This is a genomic window from Marinobacter nitratireducens (assembly GCF_000708045.1).
Classification (GTDB): domain Bacteria; phylum Pseudomonadota; class Gammaproteobacteria; order Pseudomonadales; family Oleiphilaceae; genus Marinobacter; species Marinobacter nitratireducens.
The window spans coordinates 395,824-417,596 of record NZ_ANIE01000003.1; the positions used below are offsets into that span (position 1 = coordinate 395,824).

At 56.4% G+C, this 21,773-nt stretch carries 18 protein-coding genes; 14 read left to right on the plus strand and 4 right to left on the minus strand.

Features of this window, described 5'->3' with window-relative positions; genetic code table 11:
* The first annotated feature begins 1 nt into the window (after nt 1).
* Nucleotides 2-769, plus strand: coding sequence for a general secretion pathway protein GspB (locus D777_RS03665; RefSeq protein WP_036128826.1), 768 nt, complete (start codon nt 2-4; stop codon nt 767-769).
* A complete protein-coding gene (gene dinG / locus D777_RS03670) occupies nt 769-2,967 on the plus strand; it encodes an ATP-dependent DNA helicase DinG (protein ID WP_036128828.1) in 2,199 nt (732 codons plus the stop codon). The genes D777_RS03665 and dinG overlap by 1 nt, the downstream gene beginning before the upstream one ends.
* 266 nt (nt 2,968-3,233) lie before the next feature.
* On the opposite strand, the gene D777_RS03675 is transcribed toward dinG, so the two are convergent.
* Complete coding sequence (locus D777_RS03675; protein ID WP_036128830.1) at nt 3,234-5,948, minus strand: LuxR C-terminal-related transcriptional regulator; 2,715 nt, start codon at nt 5,946-5,948, stop codon at nt 3,234-3,236.
* Nucleotides 5,949-6,201: 253 nt separating this feature from the next.
* On the opposite strand from D777_RS03675, the gene cysB reads away from it, so the two are divergent.
* Nucleotides 6,202-7,179: an HTH-type transcriptional regulator CysB gene (gene cysB, locus D777_RS03680; RefSeq protein WP_036128831.1), complete on the plus strand. Its 978-nt coding sequence runs from the start codon at nt 6,202-6,204 to the stop codon at nt 7,177-7,179.
* Nucleotides 7,180-7,231: 52 nt separating this feature from the next.
* Here the strand turns inward: cysB and D777_RS03685 are convergent, their stop codons facing one another.
* On the minus strand, nt 7,232-7,954 hold the full coding sequence (locus tag D777_RS03685; RefSeq protein WP_036129582.1) for a phosphoadenylyl-sulfate reductase: 723 nt from the start codon (nt 7,952-7,954) through the stop codon (nt 7,232-7,234).
* 207 nt (nt 7,955-8,161) lie between these two features.
* Between D777_RS03685 and thrH the strand changes: the two genes are divergently transcribed.
* Nucleotides 8,162-8,776, plus strand: coding sequence for a bifunctional phosphoserine phosphatase/homoserine phosphotransferase ThrH (gene thrH / locus D777_RS03690; RefSeq protein WP_036128832.1), 615 nt, complete (start codon nt 8,162-8,164; stop codon nt 8,774-8,776).
* Between the two features lie 63 nt (nt 8,777-8,839).
* Here the strand turns inward: thrH and pabB are convergent, their stop codons facing one another.
* A complete protein-coding gene (pabB, locus tag D777_RS03695; RefSeq protein WP_036128835.1) occupies nt 8,840-10,177 on the minus strand; it encodes an aminodeoxychorismate synthase component I in 1,338 nt (445 codons plus the stop codon).
* A 193-nt stretch (nt 10,178-10,370) separates the two neighbouring features.
* Between pabB and D777_RS03700 the strand changes: the two genes are divergently transcribed.
* A complete protein-coding gene (locus D777_RS03700; RefSeq protein ID WP_036128837.1) occupies nt 10,371-10,976 on the plus strand; it encodes a hypothetical protein in 606 nt (201 codons plus the stop codon).
* Between the two features lie 172 nt (nt 10,977-11,148).
* Complete coding sequence (locus tag D777_RS03705; protein WP_036128839.1) at nt 11,149-12,063, plus strand: DUF6160 family protein; 915 nt, start codon at nt 11,149-11,151, stop codon at nt 12,061-12,063.
* 131 nt (nt 12,064-12,194) lie between these two features.
* Here the strand turns inward: D777_RS03705 and D777_RS03710 are convergent, their stop codons facing one another.
* Nucleotides 12,195-12,812: a hypothetical protein gene (locus D777_RS03710; RefSeq protein ID WP_036128841.1), complete on the minus strand. Its 618-nt coding sequence runs from the start codon at nt 12,810-12,812 to the stop codon at nt 12,195-12,197.
* A gap of 248 nt (nt 12,813-13,060) precedes the next feature.
* Between D777_RS03710 and D777_RS03715 the strand changes: the two genes are divergently transcribed.
* From D777_RS03715 to prmB, 8 genes are all read left to right on the plus strand, one after another.
* Nucleotides 13,061-14,089 (plus strand): DUF58 domain-containing protein, encoded by a 1,029-nt coding sequence (locus tag D777_RS03715; protein WP_036128843.1) that lies wholly within the window; start codon nt 13,061-13,063, stop codon nt 14,087-14,089.
* Nucleotides 14,089-16,164: a transglutaminase TgpA family protein gene (locus tag D777_RS03720; protein ID WP_036128845.1), complete on the plus strand. Its 2,076-nt coding sequence runs from the start codon at nt 14,089-14,091 to the stop codon at nt 16,162-16,164. The genes D777_RS03715 and D777_RS03720 overlap by 1 nt, the downstream gene beginning before the upstream one ends.
* Nucleotides 16,165-17,196, plus strand: coding sequence for a DNA polymerase (locus D777_RS03725; protein ID WP_036128847.1), 1,032 nt, complete (start codon nt 16,165-16,167; stop codon nt 17,194-17,196).
* Between the two features lie 117 nt (nt 17,197-17,313).
* Complete coding sequence (locus tag D777_RS03730; protein ID WP_008171779.1) at nt 17,314-17,664, plus strand: PilZ domain-containing protein; 351 nt, start codon at nt 17,314-17,316, stop codon at nt 17,662-17,664.
* A gap of 18 nt (nt 17,665-17,682) precedes the next feature.
* Nucleotides 17,683-18,606, plus strand: a complete 924-nt coding sequence (locus D777_RS03735) for an alpha/beta fold hydrolase (RefSeq protein WP_036128850.1) — start codon at nt 17,683-17,685, stop codon at nt 18,604-18,606.
* A 7-nt stretch (nt 18,607-18,613) separates the two neighbouring features.
* Nucleotides 18,614-19,510: a DUF4892 domain-containing protein gene (locus D777_RS03740; RefSeq protein WP_150112608.1), complete on the plus strand. Its 897-nt coding sequence runs from the start codon at nt 18,614-18,616 to the stop codon at nt 19,508-19,510.
* A gap of 14 nt (nt 19,511-19,524) precedes the next feature.
* Nucleotides 19,525-20,748: a patatin-like phospholipase family protein gene (locus D777_RS03745; protein WP_081849460.1), complete on the plus strand. Its 1,224-nt coding sequence runs from the start codon at nt 19,525-19,527 to the stop codon at nt 20,746-20,748.
* A gap of 97 nt (nt 20,749-20,845) precedes the next feature.
* Nucleotides 20,846-21,751, plus strand: coding sequence for a 50S ribosomal protein L3 N(5)-glutamine methyltransferase (gene prmB / locus D777_RS03750; protein ID WP_036128852.1), 906 nt, complete (start codon nt 20,846-20,848; stop codon nt 21,749-21,751).
* The last annotated feature ends 22 nt before the right edge of the window (nt 21,752-21,773 follow it).

Below are 21,773 nucleotides of genomic sequence, written 5' to 3' on the forward strand. Positions count from 1 at the left end.
TATGTCATACATTCTCGACGCCCTGAGAAAATCAGAAACCGAAAGACGACAGGGCAAGGTCCCTGACCTCGGGCAGCAGGTTCAGTTAATCCACCGCCCGAAGAAAAAGCCGGTCTCGCCGGCGATCTGGGTCGCGCTGGCGCTGGTGATTAATGCCGGTGTTCTGATTGCCATCTTCTGGCCGGCGAAACTGCCCGGGGAAATGTCCCAGACAGCGCCACTCAATGTGCCTGACCGTTCTCCTCCGCCTGCCGCCGTAGCGGCAGAAAACGCCGCAAAAGAGGTTACGCCACCATTACCCGAGGGTACGTCGTCAGCTTCGGATACCCAAGTAGCCGAGACGGTGCCGATCCCGGGACCTGTCGAGGAATCAGACGATGGTCCGGTGTCTGAACCGGCGATACAGGCAAGTGGCGGCAACGAAGCTGAGCAGGTTGAGCGTGAGCGACCGACCATCATCGTTCCGAGCAGCAGGGAAGAAAACACCACAGAAGCATTTCCTGAGCCGGAGTTCACTGGTAGGGTACCGCACCTTGTTGAGTTACCCCTTTCGTTTCAGAAGAGCATTCCGGATTTGACCTTCAACAGCCATATTTACGCATCCGATCCCTCCGCACGGCGGGTCATGATCAATGGTCAATACCTGCGGGTTAACGATAGATTTGATGGACTTCAGGTTGAGAGCATCACAGAGGAAGGTGTGGTTCTCAGTAAGCAGGGCCAACGGTTCCGTGTCGGCATTGTGCGCGATTGGGTGAGCCCACGGTAATGGCGCTGACTGACGACATCAAACAGCAGATTCAGCAGAGTTATCGGGAGGTTCTGGCCGGCAAGGGGATCAAGGCCCGTTATGGCCAGCGCCTGATGATTGCGGAAATTGCCCGTTACATGGGCGAGATTACTGAGAACGATGGCCTGCGCACGTCACCGCCGGCAGCCTGTGTCGTTGAAGCCGGAACGGGTACCGGCAAAACCCTCGCTTACCTGATTGCCGCGATTCCTGTCGCCAAGGCCCTTGGTAAGACGCTGGTGATCTCCACGGCAACCGTGGCGTTGCAGGATCAGATCGTGCTCAAGGATCTTCCGGATCTGAAGAAGCACAGCAAACTGGACTTTTCCTGGACTCTGGCAAAGGGGCGTGGCCGTTACCTCTGTATGTCCCGCCTGGAAGCCAGACTTCATGATGAGGGGAATACCGACAACGACACGATGCCGTTGTTTCTACTCGATGGTCCGCAGGGTGAGGAACCGGGCACCAGGGCGTTCTTCGAGGAAATGCTGGCAAGCTATGGATCTCGGGACTGGGATGGTGATCGGGATCATTGGCCGGAGCAGATCCCTGACGACGTCTGGCGACAGGTGACCACCGATCACCGTCAGTGCACCAATCGCCATTGTAGCTATTTCGACAGCTGTGCCTTTTTCGACGCCCGCAAGGACCTCGACGACGCGGATGTGATTGTCGCCAACCATGATCTGGTGCTGGCAGATCTGGCACTCGGCGGTGGGGCAATCCTGCCTGAGCCGGAGAACGCCCTGTTCATCTTCGACGAAGCCCACCATCTGCCGGACAAGGCACTGAACCACTTTGCGGCGTCGGTCCCGTTGAACGCCACCCGTCAATGGCTGAAGCAACTCTCCCAGGCCTTGACCAAGATGCAGCCGTACCTGGCGCCCGGTACGCAGGGGGCCAAGGCACTGGAGAAAATCGGGTCGGCATCCCGAGAGGTGGATCTGGCGCTCGGGAAGGTTTACGAAGACGCTGAAGAAAATACCGGCTGGGAGTTCAACGAGGAGCGGCGCACGGCCCAGTGGCGGTATCCTGAGGGTGAATTACCGGAAGGGCTGGCGGAACTTGCAGCGGAAGCCCGGATTGCCACCGCCAACCTGGTACGGCAACTCGGGGTACTGAATGACGAGCTCCAGGCTGCCTTTGATGATCGTAAGGAACACGATATCGACCGGGACACTGCAGAAGCCTGGTTTCCGGTGATCGGCTCATTCCATAGCCGGGCAGAAGATCAGCTGCGCCTCTGGGCGGCATGGTGCGAGCAAACCGGCAACCCGAAGACCGAGGAACAATCGGACGCCGAATCCGGCGAGCAACCGGCATCCGTGAAAAGCTACAAGAGCCCGGCACCGGCCCGGTGGTCGGTGAAACAACGTTGGGACCACGCCGAAGACATCACCCTGTTCAGCTCGCCAGTCCTGGCGGATAACCTTCTGTTTTCCCGGCTGTGGTCCAGAACCTTTGGTGCCGTTCTGACCAGTGCGACGCTGACGGCCCTGGGTAGGTTCGATCGGTTGAGATCCCGCGCCGGATTGCCGGAAGGGAGCCGGTATCTCGTGGTTCCGAGTTCATTCCGATACGGCGAGATGGCCACTGTGGAAGTCCCATCGATGCGGGCATTGCCGACCGATGATGGCTTCGGGGACGCGCTGGTCGAACGTTTGCCGGACCTGTGGGCAGGCGAAAAAGCGACTCTGGTCTTGTTCACGTCCCGGCGCCAGATGCAGCAGGTGCGCGATGCTCTCGCGCCCGAGTATCCGGATCTGATTGTTACCCAGGATGATATGGCGAAAGGCGAGGTGCTGAAACAGCATTGCCAGCGGGTTGATGAGGGCAGACCCAGCGTCCTGTTCGGCGTGGCGAGTTTTGCCGAGGGTATCGATCTTCCCGGTAAATATCTTCACCACGTGGTGATTACACGGCTGCCGTTTTCGGTTCCGGATGACCCTATTGAAGCGAGCCTTGCCGAGTGGGTGACGCTACGAGGCGGCAATCCATTTATGGAAATCACGGTTCCCGACGCATCGATCAAGCTGGTGCAGGCGGTAGGCCGATTGCTTCGTACCGAAAATGATACCGGGCGGGTCACCATCCTGGATCGTCGGATTGTGGCGAGGAGGTACGGCCAGCTACTGCTGGATGCATTACCCCCTTTCCGGCGAATCATTGAGCGCTGATCTGCGATCCCTCTTGCCATACGCCATAAAAAAAGAGCCAACCCAATCGGGATGGCTCTTATCAAAGTGGGTTCTTTCGAACCCGGGCGTCGAAACAACGCGGAACAAGAAATCTGAAGGCCTGAAGTTTCAGAATTCGTGGTAAGGGTTTGCCTCACCTTGGAAACAATAATAGGGGAGTAGGGGGCGTAAACGGATCGTCCAAAGGGCGTAGCCCCCGCAGAAATAACCGGATAAATGTGATGCGCGTCACAAAACGAGAGGCTTCAGCTCTGGAGTAACCCCAGGTCTCTGGCCCTTGCCAGTGCCTCAGTACGGCGCCCAACACCGAGTTTGCCATACAGGTTTCGGATGTGAGCCTTGACCGTGGCAGGCGCCACATCCATCTTGCTGGCGATCTCCTTGTTGGCGTACCCATCGTTGATCAGGATGAGGACTTCCTTTTCCCTGTGGCTTAGGGGTTCGAGCAGGGTTTCAGTCGGTTGCTGAGTGGCCTTAGGTTTCCCATCAACCGGCATTTCGGATTCGCCCTGGTGCTCATCGCTGAGTACGTCCCTTACCCGAGACTCCCATTGGCCCGCCGAGGACTTTATGGCCGGGTGGTCTTTGACAATGGCCCGCAGTCCGGCGCTTTCCTCAGCAAACAGCCGGATAAATCCGGCTTCCCGTGCCCTGTTCAGGGCGCGATCAACCATTGCGACTGACTCCTCCAGGCGACCAACCTGGTGCAATGCGTCGGCGTAAACCAGCAGTATTTCCACCAGGTGCCGGTTATGGGCGTTTCTCTCGGCGGCGGGAAGCAATCCGGAGAGCAGGTTCATTGCCCGTTCAGGATCCTCAAACGCGATCGCAAGTCGGGCTTCACTGATCCGGTTCTGCTCAAGGTGAAGGGGGTTGGTCAGCTGTTTCTTGTCTTCGGCTTCAAGGCAGGTTCGAGCCTGATCCAGGGTGCCAAGTGCAATGTAGCAACGGGCCAGCAGAGCCGAACTTGCAGGAGGCTCGAACAGAATGCTGTCTCGGCGCCGACGGCCTACCTGGGCGGCATCCTGAAGATACTCGATGGCGTCCTGAATGCGGCCTTCACTGAACGCAAGGTGACCGCGGACGTACTGAATGATCACGTGTTGGCCCGCCTCGGTGCCGCGTTCCACGTGTTCCAGGAGCGGGGCGAGATAGGTCGCCGCCAGTTCAGGCTCATTCCGTTCCCGGTAGATTTCCGTCAGGGCACTGTTTTGCCAACACGAGATGAGCCGTGGTTGTGTCGGATCAGAATAGTGATCATCCACCCACCCCCGCACGTTCGTGCAGGTCTCCAGCGCAATATCGATATCACCCCGGTTGTACTGAATCCACGCCAGCAGGCCGCCGCTGGTGAGGACCGTACTCGGTTTGCGTTCAACCTGCCCGTAGCGGACGGCCGACTGCAAGGCTTCTTCAGCGCCGGTGAAATCTCCCTTGCCGTAGTTGTCCAGACCGACTCCGTAATAGGTCACGGATTTGAGCGGTATCTGGGTGTGGTCGATGTCTTTAAGTACCTGACGGGTAAGATCGGTTGCACTTTTCGCATCGCTTCTAGAGCGGGCCAGATAGGAGCGAATGAGTGAAATTTCACTTTGCAGGGCCAGGGCGCCTTCCGCGTCCGGGTGCGAATCCGCAACCCTGCGGTCCAGGAGGTCCTCAAGCGAGGTCAACAGAGGGTCGAGGGTCTCAACACGGTTGGCAAAGAACAGCCCCCAGATCCGGAGCATTTGAAGTTGGGGGCGGTCATCGACCAGATGGGCCGGTAGGGCGTCAATCCAGTCCAGAACCGGCAGGTGGTAGCCGCCATGAATCAGGTTATTGCCATGTTCAGCCAGTACCAGTGCAAGCCAGTCCCAGTCTCTATGTTGAACGATCTGAGCGATCCCTTCCTGGACATGACTGTGGCTCAACAGCCAGTCAACGGTTTTGCGCCAGAGGCTCTCGGCTCTCTCCGGTTCCGTGTGCTGAATCCGGAGCAGCAGGGCTTCCCGGAAGAGGTCATGGTAGCGGAACCATTCATTTTTGGTGTCCAGAGGAATCAGGAAAAGATTCTGGGCCAGCAGGTTCTCAAGCTGGGCCTGGCCGTTGTCGGAATCCAGGATCGAATCGCACAGAGAGGCGCACAGCCTTGGACAGCAGGCGGTATCCAGTAAAAAGCGCCTCAGTTCTGCGGGCTGCTGTTCAAGAACTTCCGACAAAACGTAGTCACTGATGTGTCGTTCATCGAGATCCAGTTTCGGGCTCGTGTTCGCGTCGTTTGCGCCACTACGACCGGAAAGGGCGGACAATTGCATGGCGGCGACCCAGCCCTCGGTTCTTCGGCAGATATCCGTTGCTTGCTCGGCGGAGATATCCAGCCCCATCGTATTCTGGAAGAACTCCCTGCATTCGCTTTCGGAGAAGGCCAACAGGCCCGGGTGGATGTCCTGGATCCAGCGGCGAACTCTCCAACGGGCCAGGGGAAGGAGGGGTTCGGTACGAGAGGCGAGCGTTATGGTAATGCCCGGTGGCAGGTAGTCGATCAGGTACGCGAACTGGCGTTGAATGATGTTGGAGCTGATAAAGTGAAAGTCATCAATGACCAGGTTCCAGGCCGCACCGTCTGAAGCCAGTGTATTGATCAGCCCGGTTATCGCTGCATCAACGGCATCGTCCGAATCCCGGGTTAACTGCCTTCGGCTGTCCTCAAGCCCGGTCATCCCGGCGTATTCGAACGCGCCCAGGATGTACTCCCAGAACCGACGCGGTTCGTCATCATGCTCATCGAGGGATAGCCAGGCCGTCCGGGAGGGGTGCTGTGAGCACCATTGCGCCACCAGCGTGGTCTTGCCAAAACCGGCAGGAGCAACAACGAGATTGAGGCGCTTTGGATCGCCAGATTCCAGCAACGCACTCAGGCGCTCCCGTTTTACCGAGCGCGGGTCTGAAGTGGGTCGAAGAAACTTGGTGGTCAGCAGCATTGAGTCCCTGAATGCAAAGAAAAGTGTCGATAACGGATTGTCTGCTTTGGGGCGGCCAAGTCAAGGGCCGGGGCGACAAAGAGTTCTGTCACAGGCTGCGGAAATTCATTTTTGGTCTAAACTGATTTGGAGAATGTCCCTATACGAAAAAGAAATGAAAAAATCTTTTTTTATGCGTATTCTTTAGACCCATACAGGCTTTTATGAACACGCATCCGGACAGTGGCCGGGAATCCAGGGAGCAACCAACCCAATGAAATTACAACAGTTGCGTTACATCTGGGAAGTCGCACATCACGATCTTAATGTGTCTGCAACGGCCCAAAGTCTTTTTACCTCGCAGCCCGGCATATCCAAACAGATCCGTCTTCTGGAGGATGAGCTTGGGCTGGAGGTGTTTGCGAGAAGCGGAAAACACCTGACCCGAATCACCCCGGGCGGAGAAATTATCATTCGGGAAGCCGGTGAAATTCTGCGTCGGGTCGAAGGCATCAAAAAGATTGCTCAGGAATTCAGCAATCAGCGCAAGGGCGATCTGAGCATTGCCACTACCCATACTCAGGCGCGTTATGCTTTACCGCCGATCATTGGTGGCTTTATAGAAGCGTTCCCGGATGTGTCTCTGCATATGCATCAGGGTACTCCCATGCAGATCTCTGAGATGGCCGCCAATGGTGCTGTCGATTTTGCCATTGCCACTGAGGCGATGGAGCTTTTTAACGACCTGATTATGATGCCCTGTTACAAGTGGAACAGGACGGTGATCGTACCGAAAGATCACCCGCTGGCTCAGAAACCGGAGCTCACGCTGCCTGAACTGGCTGAATATCCGTTGGTGACCTACGTGTTCGGCTTTACTGGACGCTCCAAGCTTGATGAGGCGTTCCAGTCCCAGGGGCTGACCCCAAAGGTGGTCTTTACCGCTGCGGATGCGGATGTCATTAAAACCTACGTCAGGCTGGGGCTTGGCGTCGGCATCATCGCATCCATGGCGTTTGATCCGAAGGCGGATCCGGATCTGGTGGCGCTCGATGCCAGAAAGCTGTTCCGTCCAAGCGTTACGAGGATCGGTTTCCGTAAGGGGACCTTCCTGCGCGGTTACATGTATGACTTTATCGAGCGATTTGCGCCGCATCTGACCAAAGAGCGGGTAGACGAGGCCGTTGCTCACCAGGGCAGTCGTTCGGAAATAGAGGAATTGTTCAAGGACGTTGAGTTGCCCACCTATTGATCAGGCGGGCAACGTCACAGTTAAGTGCCAAACAGAATTAAGAGGGCGGCTGTCAGCTTCGGGCGATCAGGTTTCCGGCGTGAAGGCCGCACTCCTTCTGAGTGGCTTCTTCCCACCACCATCGGCCTTCCCGCTCATGCTGACCGGGCAGTACCGGCCGTGTGCAGGGCTGGCAACCGATGCTGATAAAGCCCTTCTCGTGCAATTCGTTGTATGGCGCTTCGGACATCCGGATGTAGTCCCAGACCTCTTTTGACGTCCAGTTTGCCAGCGGATTGAATTTCACCAGCGTGTTTGTCTCTGTCGAGAACGTCGTATCTTCCTGCACGACGGGGACGTCGTTGCGGGTCCCTGGGCTCTGGTCCTTACGTTGGCCGGTAATCCAGGCGTCAACGGTGGCCAGCTTCCGTTTCAAAGGGGCGACCTTACGTATACCGCAGCACTCGGAGTGCCCGTCTTCGTAAAAGCTGAAAAGGCCCTTTTTGTTTACCAGATCCTGAACGGCCTCGGTATCCGGGAACAGCACCTCGATCTCGATACCGTAGTGTTTGCGCACCTTTTCAACAAACTCGTAGGTTTCCGGATGAAGCCGGCCGGTATCGAGAGTGAATACCTGGAGGTTGTCGGTCAGTTTGTGGGCCATTTCAATCAGGACGACGTCTTCGGCACCGCTGAAGGAAATTGCGATGTTGTCATACTGTTTTAACGCTGCTTTGAGGATGGAGCGGGGGCTTTCGCCGGCCAATTCCTCTTGCCATTGCTCGATGTTGGTCATAGTCATCACGCGGCTGCTCAAAATGTAGGGAAAGGCTACCACTAAACCCCTCATACCCTGAAGGAATGACAATCTATATCTTTATGCCTTTGAATAGAGTGTGAACTTTCAATATCCACGATGCATTCCTGCGCGGATTTTCTTATCATACGGCGCTGATCAACGGGCAATACGGCCCAAAACCATTATTTCTATCAGGAGACCACTGTGGAACTCGCATGCCTTGACCTTGAAGGAGTACTGATCCCGGAGATCTGGATCGCATTTGCCGAGAAAACCGGTATTGAAGAACTCAAGGCGACAACCCGTGATATTCCTGATTATGACGTGCTGATGCAGCAGCGCCTGCGCCTGCTCGACGAGCATGGTTACGGTTTGCCCCAGATTCAGGAAGTGATTGGTGAGCTGGATCCGCTCCCGGGCGCTGCAGATTTTCTGAACTGGCTGCGTGAGCGTTTCCAGGTGGTGATTCTGTCAGACACCTTTTATGAGTTCGCGATGCCGCTCATGAAGAAGCTGGGTTTCCCGACCTTGCTTTGCCACAAGCTGGAGGTCGCGGAAAACGGGCAGATCACGGATTACCTGTTGCGTCAGCGTGATCCCAAACGCCAGTCTGTACGCGCGTTCCAGTTGCTCAACTACCGGGTGATTGCGGCTGGCGATTCCTACAACGACACCACCATGCTGGGGCAGGCCGAGGCCGGCATCCTGTTCCATGCGCCGGATAACGTCATTGCCGAGTTCCCGCAGTTCCCGGCGGTTCACAACTTTGACGACCTGAAACAGGAATTCCTGAAGGCCAGCGCGGTGCATAGCGCCTGAGAGCCATAAATCCGGTTTTAGTGTGTCAGCCCGGGGTTGGAGACGGTTTTCTCTGGTCCCGGGTTACAGGCTTTCCAAAAAACGCATTAACGGTCCCACCTTCGCCAGCGTCTCCTGGTATTCCTCCTCGGGGACTGAATCCGCCACGATGCCACCGCCACCCCAGCAACGAACCCTACCGTTGCCTTCGCAAAACAGCGTTCGAATAGCGATGTTACTGTCCAGCGTGCCATCGAGGCCCCGATAGAAGATCGAACCGCAATACGGCCCACGCCAATGTGGTTCCAGTTCGCGGATGATCTCCATCGCCCTTATTTTGGGCGCACCGGTGATTGAGCCGCCCGGGAATGCGTCAAACAGCGCCTTCATGGGCGAGGTGCCGGTAGCCAATTCCGCGCGGATATGACTGACCAGGTGATGAACATTCCGGAAGGACTCCAGTGCAAACAGCTTATCCACGCTGACACTGCCGGTCTCCGCATTGACGCTCAGATCATTGCGTAGCAAGTCCACAATCATCAGGTTCTCAGCCCGGTCCTTTTCCGATGCCAGCAGTTCTTCTGCCAGCCGGCTGTCTTCGACCGGAGAGGCGCCCCGGGGGCGCGTGCCCTTGATCGGGCTGGTCCTCACGATGCCATCGCGAATATCCAGAAACCGCTCTGGTGATATGGACAGCACGGCGTCGTCACCGCTGCGAATAAACGCGCTGTAGGGTGTTGGGTTGGCGTTGGAAAGCGCCATGAATGCCTGCCACGGATCACCTTCGCATTGGCCCGAAAATTCCTGGGACAGGTTCGCCTGGTAGCAGTCACCGGCTTCAATGTAATCGCGGATCGTCTGTACGCTGGCTTTGAAGGCGTCTGGGCTTTGCCGTGGCTTGAAAGGGGAGAGCATTTGCCAGTTTTCGACGGTTTCGGGTACTTCGTCCGTCAGCCAGCGCTCCAGTTCGGCCGTTGTCTGTTCCGGGCATTTCGGATGAACCCACAGATAGAACCTATCACTTTCCCGGTTGTAGCTGGCGCACCAGAGATAGAAGCCAGCGGACACCAGGGGCGCCGGAAGTTCAGGGCAGAGATCCGCTAGACGATTCTCTTTCACATAGCCGAGTTCGTAACTGAGGAAGCCTATCCAGCCACCGGTCAGGTATTCACCGGCCGTTGTCACGTACGTTTCGGTTCGGGATTCCATCTCTGCGGCGAGCAGATCGGTATCCGTTGCTCTGTCATCCGTCACATTCAGGCTCACGGAGGACTCGGCGAGCGCCGAAAATCCACTGGACTGCCCCCGCCCCTTGCCAGCACCCACGCTCCCGATATACGCGAAATCTGGCTGTGTTGACGCATGAGCCAACAACCGCTGATAGGTTTCGCTGGAAATAGGTTGGTTAAAGTGCTGGCTCAAAGCGTCCTCATGAAATTTTGGAAGAATGATAAACAGGCCACAAAAAGGCCGTTGTAGGCGCTGGAGCCACACTGATCTAATAAACGGGTTCGGCAACCACGGTGGCCAGCCCTCGACCTGGCGGGGCGGTATTTTACCTGAGTTGGCCGCGTTTCGCGTGGGAATTCAATGACAATAAGACAGGAATAACAAGATGCATTACCTCAGAAAATCTCTTATTTGCGCAGCGATGGTTGTTTCGTTTGGTGCTTCTCCGATGGTTGGGGCGCAAGACAGTATTGAAGTGGAAATACCAGAAGGTAGCGTTCTTTCCGATGGGCAACTGTCGAAAGAAGAGCTAGCTCACTACGCGATAGTTGGTCAGCGGCAGTTGGTCTACCTGACAGAAAAGGCTATGGAACAGTATTCATCCGAACTTTTGGATGAGGAACCAAATATGCCAGCCGCATGGATGCTGATGATGGATGGAGAAACTGTTAAGCGAATCAATATCGATTCGCAAGTGGGTGATGCTCCTGCACAAGTCAGAATACTTATGTATCGGGCTGCCCTTAAATCGGTAGCGCGTCGTGGAAAAATTAATGCTGTGGCGATCCTCTATACAGGGAAAGTTAAGGAGGGGAGTAACGAGGAGGCGTTAGTCATTGAGCACGAGCACCGACTTGGCATCTCCGGAAACAAAGTGATTCCGTACGATCTCGATAAAGGAAAAGTGAACTACTCAGATGCCGTTACATCCGAAAAGCCGTTTCAGCTTTTCTACGATGGTAAGCCTAATAGTGGCGCAATTCAGGGGTGATGTGAGAAGTAGTCGTGGTTTGTTTCAGGTTGTAAGCAAGTGGTAAAGAACTGTGAGCAGAGTCACGGACTAGGACTGTAAAACAATCTTAAATGGAATCGTGGAGTCGCGAATTCCACGACTAAAACCAAAAAACTCAGATAAGAACAAAAGAGTTTATAAGGAGATAAGAATGAAAGGCCTGAAGAAAATTGCTCTTGCTACCGCAATCGCTGCCGCTCCGTTCGCAGCCAACGCTGACCTGAAAGCTCTGGATGACAGCGCGATGGGTAACGTCACCGGTCAGGCTGGTGTGACCATCGAACTGGAAACCAAAGTAAGCATTGGTCAGTTCAAGTACACTGACGAAGGCTCCTTCGCTGTTAACGATATCGTTCTTGGTGGTGCTGGTGTGACTGCTGGCGGCGCAACTGCTGGTTACACTGACCTGCTGGACCAGCTGAAGATCGATATTGATGTGGCCGACGACGGCGACGCTATCATTCACGTTGGTACTCTGGACGGCAACCCGATCGACTGGGGTCTGACCGTTGGTTCCATGGAGCTGCTGGCCGGATCTACCGGTACTGACAGCACTACTCTGATCTCCAACATGAGCGGTTACGGTAACCTGGCGCAGTTGGACATCTCTGTTGATACTGCCACTGACCACCTGAACGTTGCGGCTGCGTTTGACGTGCAGGACATGGACTTCGACGTTGAGTTCCTCGGCGTTGGTATCCGTGACATGGTTATCACTGGTGCTGGTGATAACTTTGACTACAATGGCGATGGCAGCACTGCCGGTGAAGACAAGGCAGCTGTAGCCGCTGGTACCCAGGCAACTGTAGAAGGTATCGACGCTACTACTCCGCTGGGTCAGAAGATGATTGGCCTGACCACTCAGTTTGCCAACGTCAACCTCGACGTATACAAAGGCGCTGGTCTGGGTGCATCCACAGCTACCGACGTTCTGCGTATCGACGTGAACAACGTCTACATGGATATGTCTATCGGTGCAGTTGAAATCGGTGGTACTTCCATCGGTTCCCTGGCCATCGACAACCTGGCTGTAACCAACACCAAGCTGGCTGTATACGGTCACTAATCTGACCTGACACCAGTACTGGTGAAATGCCCCGCCTCGGCGGGGCATTTTTGTTTGGGCTCAGATACTATCCGCCCAAAAAAAGCGGCAGCCCGAGGGCTGCCGCTTTTGTACCTGAGTTCGGGAATGACTTACTGATCCGGTACCGCGATTGAGAGATCAAAGCCGCCGCCCGGGCGCGGAGTCAGGCTGATCGGCCCCTCGTTAATGGCCTGTGGAATCTCGATCTGGTCGATGCCGGGCGGGTTGCCGATGGAAAAGTTCAGGTTCTGGCCATCGAAGGCAATGCCAAGCTGATCATTCATAAACGTTTGCGCGAAGGGCTCGTCGGGAATCACGGCCTGTTGACCGAAAATAATCGGCGGGATGTTGGGGGTGAATTCCGCCGGGGGTTGTGCCCGGGCGATTTCATCGACTGGCAACAGGAGGGCGCGTCGAAGAAACTCGTCTTCTGCACTTTCCAGTGCGTCTGACTTATCGGCATCCACGTATCGCTGCAGCGCGTCGCGATAGGCCTGTTCTTCTGCTTCTGTTAACACCGGCTCACCGGGAGAGATGGTCAGTGACTGGAGAATACGCTTTCGATCCGCGTCCGATTTCCTGGTTTCCTTGGGGATGATGATAACGGCAGAATCCTTGACGTAGGTTTCAACCATCTCATCGGAGGTCAGCGTTTGTACGCCAGCGACTGCGGGAACGGACAGGGCCATCCCGGCAATTGAGGCGGCAAGTATCTGTCGACGTTTCATGACGAGACCTTTTCGTAAAATGGAGTCTTGGTAGCGTCCCTGAAACAGCTCCAGTCAGCACGCTCCTCACGTCGAGTATTCGGTTTGTCGGACACGTTTTCAAGTTCGATTCCCGTCATTTGTGATCAGTATCCGCGATTTGAGGGTATTGTTAATGTGAGGGCCGAAAAAGGTTATATTCCCGGAACTTTTTAGTGTCTCGAAGGCCTCAAGCGATGGGCTCACGAAGGCCGTATAACACGAGCGTTATGATGAAGAGTTATATGCGAGGGCGATGGCAGCGCTGGGTCAACCGGCGGATTCCGCGGTCCGATACACAGGCATTTCAGCAAAAGAACATCTTTATCCTGCCAACCGGCGCCGGCGTGGTGTTCGGCATGTTGTTGCTGATCATGCTGATTACCGGCATTAATTACCAGAACAGCCTGATCTATCTCATCACGTTTTTGCTTGGCGCGGTGTTTGTCGGCGCTATGCATCAAACCCATCGAAATCTTGCCGGCCTCGAGCTGACGCTATTGCGACCCGGTGAGGGCGTTGCCGGTGACGACATCCCTTTTCGTTTCCGCGCCGCGGCGGGGAAGGACGATGCGGTAGCCATTGTGTTGTCCGTCGAAGATTCTGAACTGGCTCCCGTGCACGTTGCGGCCGGGCAGGCGGTGGACGTGTCCCTCCCGATACCATCGGCCTACCGGGGCTATGTTCGGCCCGATCGGGTTCGTATTGAAACCCGCTTCCCGTTTGGCCTGTTGAAAGCCTGGTCCTGGATTCGACCGGCATCGGCCGGAATAGCGTTTCCCAGGCCCTTGAAGGCACCGGATCTCGATGCCACCGTAACGGATGGGACGGAAACAGAGCAGGCACGTTCGCGCGAAGGTAACGATCACGCTGATCTGCGCCCGTGGCGAGAGGGTGATATGAGTCAGCGCGTGATGTGGAAGCGCTATGCCCGCAGCGGTCAGATGGTCGTTGCCGACTGGGAGGGCGAGCAGGGCAGTCCGCATTGGTTGGATTTTAATGCATTCCCAGGAACAGACCACGAACTCCGTTTGAGTTACCTTGCCTACCTGGTGTCCGAGCGGGATAAAAAAGGCTCACGTTACGGGCTGAACCTGCCAGGGCAGATGATCGAGCCAGACGTTGGCGCTGCCCATGCCATGCGGTGCATGAGGGCGCTCGCGGTGTGGGGGGAGGAACCGCCGAGGGAAATGTCTCGAGAGGTGCATGGATCCCGAAGCGAAACGGACACCCCCGACCAGCTCGCGGAGCATGCTTGATGGCGTTACTGGATGTGTTGAAAAGCGGCGAGAGCGATGGCCCGATGCCCGCGATTCCCTCGAAGGCACTGATGTGGCTGCTGATCAGTTTTACGTTATTGATGGTTCCCCAGTGGGACCGGTTGCCAATCTGGTTGATTGCAGCTTGTGCCGTCCTCGCTGGGTGGCGCTGGCTGGCTCAGTTTGGGCGTGTAAGGCTGCCGGGACGTTTCCTTCGCATTGGTGTCATGCTACTCCTCATCGCCGTCTATGTAGCGACGGTACGTGGTCGTTTCACGGTCGACACGGCCGCCTCGTTCTTTGTCCTCGCGGTCGGCCTCAAATGGTTGGAGACCCGCACAAGCAGGGATTTCTACGTTCTGTTTTTTATCCTCGTCTACCTCGCTACGGTTAGTTTTCTGTTTCATCAGGAGATCCTCTGGACCCTGGTGAACATCGCGGGACTCGGCACCTTGCTGGTGGGTTTACAGGTGTTGAATGCGCCGGATCTGCCAGCCGGCATGCAGTCGGGGTGGCGCAGGTTGGGGTGGCTGCTGGTCAAGACATTGCCCATTGTCGTTATGCTATTTGTGTTTTTCCCGCGAATGGCGCCGCTGTGGAGCGTACCTCTGGTTTCCGGTGAAGCCCGCACTGGTATCAGCGACACCATGCGCCCCGGGGATATTTCCAATCTGGCCCAGAGTAGTGAACGTGCCTTCCGGGTGACGTTTGGTGGACAACTCCCCGTCTACCGCGACCGCTACTGGCGCGGCCTGATTCTGGATTACCTGGATGGGGAGACCTGGAAACAGTCCGCATATGAACCCTATCAACCACCGGGCAAAGTGGATCTTGATGGCGGAGTTGGCGATCTCCGGCCGGCGGAGTATGACGTGCTGATGGAGCCAACAGACCAGCGGTGGGCGTTTGCTCTTGCAGACTCCAGGGCGGTTTCGGCCAACATAGTCGAGCGGGAAGAGGACTTGTTCCGGTTCAGGCGGCCCGCGGACACGTCCGTTCGCTATCGTTTGGTCAGGGAGCAGGAGAACTCCGGAACATCAGAACGTCTCTCGCGATCGGAGGTTCGTCGTTATCTCCAGTTGCCGGCGTCCGGGAATCCCCGAGCGCGGGCGCTGGCGGACAACCTCCGCAATAGCGGCAGTGACATGGCTGTGGTTCAATCTTTGCTGACCCGGTTCCGGGGCCAGGAATACTACTACACGTTGCGGCCGCCGGAGATGCCCGAGGACGGTGTCGATACTCTGTTGTTCGACGCCAAGCGAGGCTTTTGCGCGCATTACGCGGGGGCGACGACCTTTGTTCTCAGGGCGGCGGGTATACCGGCTCGGATCGTCGTCGGTTACCAGGGTGGCGAGCCCGGAGCGGGTGGTGATTACCTCATTGTTCGTCAATACGACGCACATGCCTGGGTCGAAGCCTGGGTCAGGGGGCAAGGCTGGATACGGATTGATCCGACCGCCGCGATTGCTCCGGATCGCATTGAATCCGGTCTACGCGATGCGGTGGCTGAGGAAGGCTCGTTTCTGGAGCAGGATTGGGCGTCCCCGCAACGCTACGGAGATCTGGCTGTCTTGCAGTGGGCCAGCCTCCAGATGGACCGAATCAACTATCAATGGCAACGTTGGGTTGTTGGCTACCAGGGACAAAGCCAGATGGACCTGATGTCACGGTTGCCCGGTGGATTCGGGATGAAAGAGCTGGGATACCTCACCGCTGGCATTGTTGGATTTGCTCTGTTGATGGCGGGCGTTGTATCCGCCTGGCAGATGCGCAAGTCCGAGCGTCATGATGCGTTCAGGCGTATCGTTGATGCCTGGCATGGCCTGTGCGCGCGGTCGGGGGTTCCGGTAAGGCACGGCGAGACCCCGTCCGCACTGGCAGACCGGCTGGCTGTGGCCAAACCCGCGGCATCGGATTCCACCCGGCTTTTTGCCCGGATGGTTAACAGCCATTACTATAGCCCTGCGCCTGCAAAGGCCAGTGAGATAAAGCGAATGCGCAGATTGCTGTCTACCATGAAAAAGCAAGTGCGGCGTTCCCCGACAGATCCTTTGAAGCAACATGGGAAAGTGTGAGTGACTGATATAGCCGATGAAATGCCCTGGTTGAAGCAGGCCTGGAACCTTGTGCAGCATCGGTATGCCGAGGACCGATTGCCCCATGCCCTGATCGTTAATGGCGAACGGGGTGTCGGAAAACGACGTTGGGCGGATGCTGTTGCCGGGCTCCTGTTGTGTGATTCGCCAGAGCAAATCAGTCCAGGGGAGCCCGTAGCCTGCGGGCGCTGTAAGCAATGCGAGCTTTATGAGGCATCGAGCCATCCAGACATCAGGGTGTATACGCCGGAAAAATCACGGATGGTCAAGGTCGATCAGGTGAGGGCGTTGACAACGTTCGCGGTTGCTTCGCCCCAGGTCGGGCATCACAAGGTGGCTATCATCGATCGAGCCGATCAATTGAACATCAACGCCGCCAATGCGTTGCTGAAAACTCTCGAAGAGCCGTTACCGGATGTCACTCTGCTGCTACTTCAGGAAAGTGGTCGGCCTTTACTGCCTACCATTCGTTCGAGGTGTCAGACCCTGACCATCCCTCAGCCGACCCGAGAACAGGCGAGCCGCTGGCTTGTGCAACGTGTTGAGGCTTTGGACGATGAGAATCGGCCAGCCCAGGAAACCCTGAGCAAGGCGCTGATGCTGGCCGGCGATGCGCCCAGATTGGCGCTTGAGTACGCGACAGGGGACTTTATCCCTTTACGGGATGAGGCGTTTGAGCGCTTCAAAGAATTTATGAAAGGCAAGATCCCCGTCGGTGATGCTGCAAAAGCCTTCAAGGCTCTGGGGCTGGAAGACAGTCTGTGGTTGTTTGAAGGATGGGCGGCCGATCTGGCTCGGCTGGCTGCCGGTGGCCAACCTGCTGATACAGAGGCTGGGGAGATGCTCGGGTTTCTGGCCTCGCGAAACCCGCCTTGGCGTGCCCATGAGTTGTTGGATCTCGTCAAGGAATCGCGAGAGGCTGGAATATACAATGCCAATCCGGAACTGGAGGCCAGCCGGCTGCTGATTGCCTGGCAGCGACTTATGCCGGTCAAACGCCGTTCAGCCTGAATAGAAAGCCCTTTGCTGTTGCGTTTTTGGCTTCAACTACTGCTATGATTGTGAAATGTCGGGTTTTTTACCCCGAACCGCACAAACTCTGTGACACGTTAAACAAAGGTGTGAATTATGGGCCCCGGATTCGGTGCACGCAGTGGCATTCTAACCCTGACCATCAAGGATAAGGCGGTTCTGTACGCAGCCTATATGCCGTACATTCGCCAGGGAGGATTGTTCATACCGACCCAGAAACAATACCAGTTGGGCGACGAAGTGTTCCTGTTGCTGAACCTGATGGACGAACCCGAAAAGATTCCGGTAGCGGGAAAGGTTATTTGGATCACCCCGAAGGGCGCCCAAGGGAACAGGGCTGCGGGCATCGGTGTGCAGTTCAACGGCGATGACGAGACGGCTCGCACCAAGATCGAATCATACCTCGCAGGGTCTCTTAGCTCTGATCGACCAACCCACACCATGTGATGTGGGGCACGCTTCGAGATGAATGATATCGCCATGCCCGCCAATGCAATTCAGAGTGTCTCCGCGTTTGATGAAGCGAACTGGCCCCTTAGAAACATTAACCTGACGGGGTTGACCTGGCCGGCAAGGGTTGCAGGCAGCGAGTCGAAGCGACCGTTGCTGATGCTCCATGGTTGGCTGGATAACAGCCTTACCTTCGTGAAGCTGGCTCCAGAGCTTGCCGGTCAGAGGACGGTCCATGGAATCGATATGGCGGGCCACGGTCGGTCAGGCCATAGGCCAGCAGGTCAGAGTTATCTGCTGATGGATTATGTCGCGGACCTCGCAGAGTTGATTGAAGAGCACATCCATGAAGTGGATCCCGTACCCGTCGATCTCGTTGGACACTCACTGGGCGGGATAGTCTGTGCGCTCTATGCCGCAGCGTTTCCCGAGAACGTACGCAAACTGGTCATGATCGACAGTCTGGGGGCGATCAGCCGCCCGGTCGAAGAGACCATCCCTCAACTGCGTAAATCGATCCGCAAGCGGATTTCCGGTTCCGGAAGACAGGTCGTTTACCCGGATATCGCCACGGCGGCCAAGGCCCGGGAGGGTGGTTTGAGCCCCCTTAGCCCGGAAGCGGCACTGACCCTCATTCCCCGAAACATGAAGCCGGCATCTGGCGGCTATGTGTGGCGTACTGACCCGCGATTACGCCATCCTTCACCGCTGATGATGACGGAAGAGCAGGTGTATGCGTCGCTCAGATCCATCCAGACGCCAACCTTGTTTGTGAGAGCCGAAAAAGGTCTGCTGTCGTATCGAAAGGGGCTGGATGAACGCGCCGACGCGATACCCGACCTGAAAATTGCTCATGTTCCAGGTGGCCACCATTGCCATCTGGACGGGGATACAGGCCCGGTCGTGGAGGCAATCATGAAATTTTTGGGCGATGAGTAACTCTGTGATGAGATTGTTTGCGCTCAGCTGCGCGGCTTTGCTGTACTCGGCAGCTGCTGCAGCTGCTGCAGCTGCGGAAGTGAGTTTCCCGCAGGCTTTTCCCGAGTCTTCCCTGGAAGCCACAACCGAGATTGAATCGCCGGGTCACCTGGTGTTGTTCAGTCCGGTTCGTGAGGTGAATAACGAGATTCGATCCGAATCCATGGCGAGACTCCCCGTGATGGGTGAGGGTCGCCTTTACGAGATATCCCGGGATTCCAACCGGGAGAAAGCCCGGGACTACTACGTGCAGCTGCTTCAGGGCCGCAATGCAAACATCCTGTTTGAATGCCGGGGAATCCGGTGTGGCAGAAGCAATGTCTGGGCGAACCAGATCTTCGGGCAGCGCGTGCTCTACGGACGGGACGCAACTCAGGATTACCTGGTGGCCGGTACGGTTGATGACGAAGGCAGCCGCTGGCTCACCTCAATTTATACGGTGACCCGCGGTAACCTGCGGGAGTACGTCTGGGTGGAGCACCTGAGGCTGACCCGTGGTGCCTCTGTTCCCGGAATGGACAGGGGTAACAGTCGCGTCCTTGGCCCCATCGTGGTTCCCTGGGAAGGAGGCATCACGTACCGCTTTGACTGGAGTGCAAACGATCGTCGCAAGGTCCTTGAGTGGGCTGGTGATAGTGGCACTCAGGTTGCCATTACTGGTTTTTCGTCGCTGGTTCCCGGCCAGAGCATTGAGGAGGCGTTTGACCGCGCTGAGCAGGCGGCGATTTCGTTATCCGAGGTGTTGGCGAAAACCGGGGTGCCGGCAGAGCGCCATCGGATCATTGTGGCGGGACCCGCAATACCGTTTTCCGACCCGGATCGGCAAGGTAACCGTGTAGAAGTCACGGTTGTGCGGCAGCCATAGGGAGGAGAAACGATATGGACCCATCCAAAGACAACGATCAGGCCGGTGATCAATCTGGTCGTGTCCCTGAAACGCCTGCGCAGGATCAAGGTCTGTCGACCACTACTGAAAACCCTTCGGCTGGGAGCGTCACTGAACCCACTGAGTCATCCTCCTCTGCCAGAGCCCAGAAGAAAAAGATCTCGGTTGCGTTAACCCTTGGCAGTGGCGGTGCGAGGGGCTATGCCCATATTGGCGCCATCGAAGTGCTCACCGAGCGGGGCTACGACATTACCGCCATATCTGGCTGCTCAATGGGTGCATTGATTGGCGGCATGTACGCGGCGGGTAAGATGAAGGATTACAAGGATTGGGTGACCGGTCTGGGGCAGTTCGATGTGCTCAAGCTGCTCGATGTAACTTTCAGCTCGTTGGGGGCAATACGTGGTGACAAGATATTCTCGGTTGTTCGGGAGATGCTTGGAACGACTCGTATTGAGGATCTGCCGATGCCGTATACGGCGGTAGCGACGGACCTGCTTGGCCATAAGGAAATCTGGTTTCAGGAAGGCCCTCTCGATCAGGCAATTCGCGCATCGATTGCCATCCCCGGGGTCGTCACTCCTCTCGTTCACCAGGGACGCGTGCTGGTGGATGGTGCGCTTCTGAATCCTTTGCCGATTATTCCTACCATATCCGCCCATGCTGACCTGATTGTGGCCGTGAACCTGGCCGGCGAGGACGAGAAGAAGCAGCGCATTCCAGATGCGGCCTTCATCAGTGAGGATGAGGGGTCGGATATGGAAGAGTGGGTGGCCGGTCTCCGGGAAAAGGCATCGCGCTGGTTTGACTGGGACGCGCTCAGATCACTTGCTACGAAAAAGGGCGATCACGACGAGAGCCCGGAGGACAAGCTCTCCCGGGAAGTGCGGAAAAAAGAACAGCTCAAACGCGATGCCGAACCTGAAACGGCGGACAGGAAAGCCCATGAGGAGCACGAGACGATTGACTGGGACAAGCTCGGTATTGGCAAGTTTGATGTGATGAACCTGGGCATCGAGACCATGCAGAGTGCGCTTGTTCAATACAAAATCGCGGGGTATCCGCCGGACCTTCTGGTTAACGTCCCGAAAAATGCCTGCCGGAGCTATGACTATCATAAAGCACCTGAGCTGATTCAGCTTGGTCGGGACCGCATGGCTGCGGCACTGGATCGCTTCGAGGAAAATCGCGCAAGCTCCGGGCCGTTGTCGATCTGAGCGGCCGGTAAAGGCCGTTAATGACAGAAGGCTGCAGGGGCTATGATAAACAGCGTATAATTCCGCGCTGACACATACCCAACAGGATCTCTCTTACGTGACCAGCCCCATAACTGAGCTTCATACAATCCGCGACTATCTGCGTTATGCGGCTTCCCGTTTTGCTGAATCGCCCATTTTCTATGGCCATGGCACTGACAACGTGTGGGATGAAGCGGTTCATCTGGTTATGCGAACCCTGAAACTGCCCCTGGAAAACAATACGCTGTTTCTCGACGCCCGGCTGGTGCACGAAGAGCGTCAACAGATCCTTGAACGCATTGACCGTCGGATCAATGACCGGGTTCCTCTGGCTTACCTTCTGGGTGAAGCCTGGTTCATGGGGATGCCGTTCAACGTGGACGAGCGTGTGCTGGTGCCACGATCTCCCATTGGTGAATTGCTCGAAAACGGTCTTCAGCCCTGGCTGGGTGATCGGCAGGTCGTGCGCCTGCTGGACCTCTGCACCGGAAGCGGCTGTATCGGCATTGGCGCGGCAACGGTCTTTGAAGAGGCGGAAGTCGATCTTTCAGACATTTCATCCGACGCTCTGGACGTCGCTCAATCCAACATTGAGATGCACGGTGTGGGGGATCGCGTTCGTACGATCCAGTCCGATGTATTCGACAGCATTGATGAAATCTACGACGTTATCCTCAGCAACCCACCGTATGTGGATGCTGAGGATATTGCTGACATGCCGGATGAATTCCGCCATGAGCCCGAACTCGGCCTTGCCGCCGGGAACGACGGGTTGGATATCGCACACCGCATAATTGACAAGGCCGCGGACCACCTGGCCCCCGGTGGGCTTTTGATTGTAGAGGTGGGAAACAGTTGGGTGGCACTGGATGAAGCGTATCCGGATTTGCCGTTTACCTGGCTGGATTTTGAGCGCGGTGGTGACGGCGTGTTTGTGCTGACGGCTGAAGACCTTCGTGCATGGAAGGCTGGAAAGAATTAATCTTATTTCTTACAAAAACTGG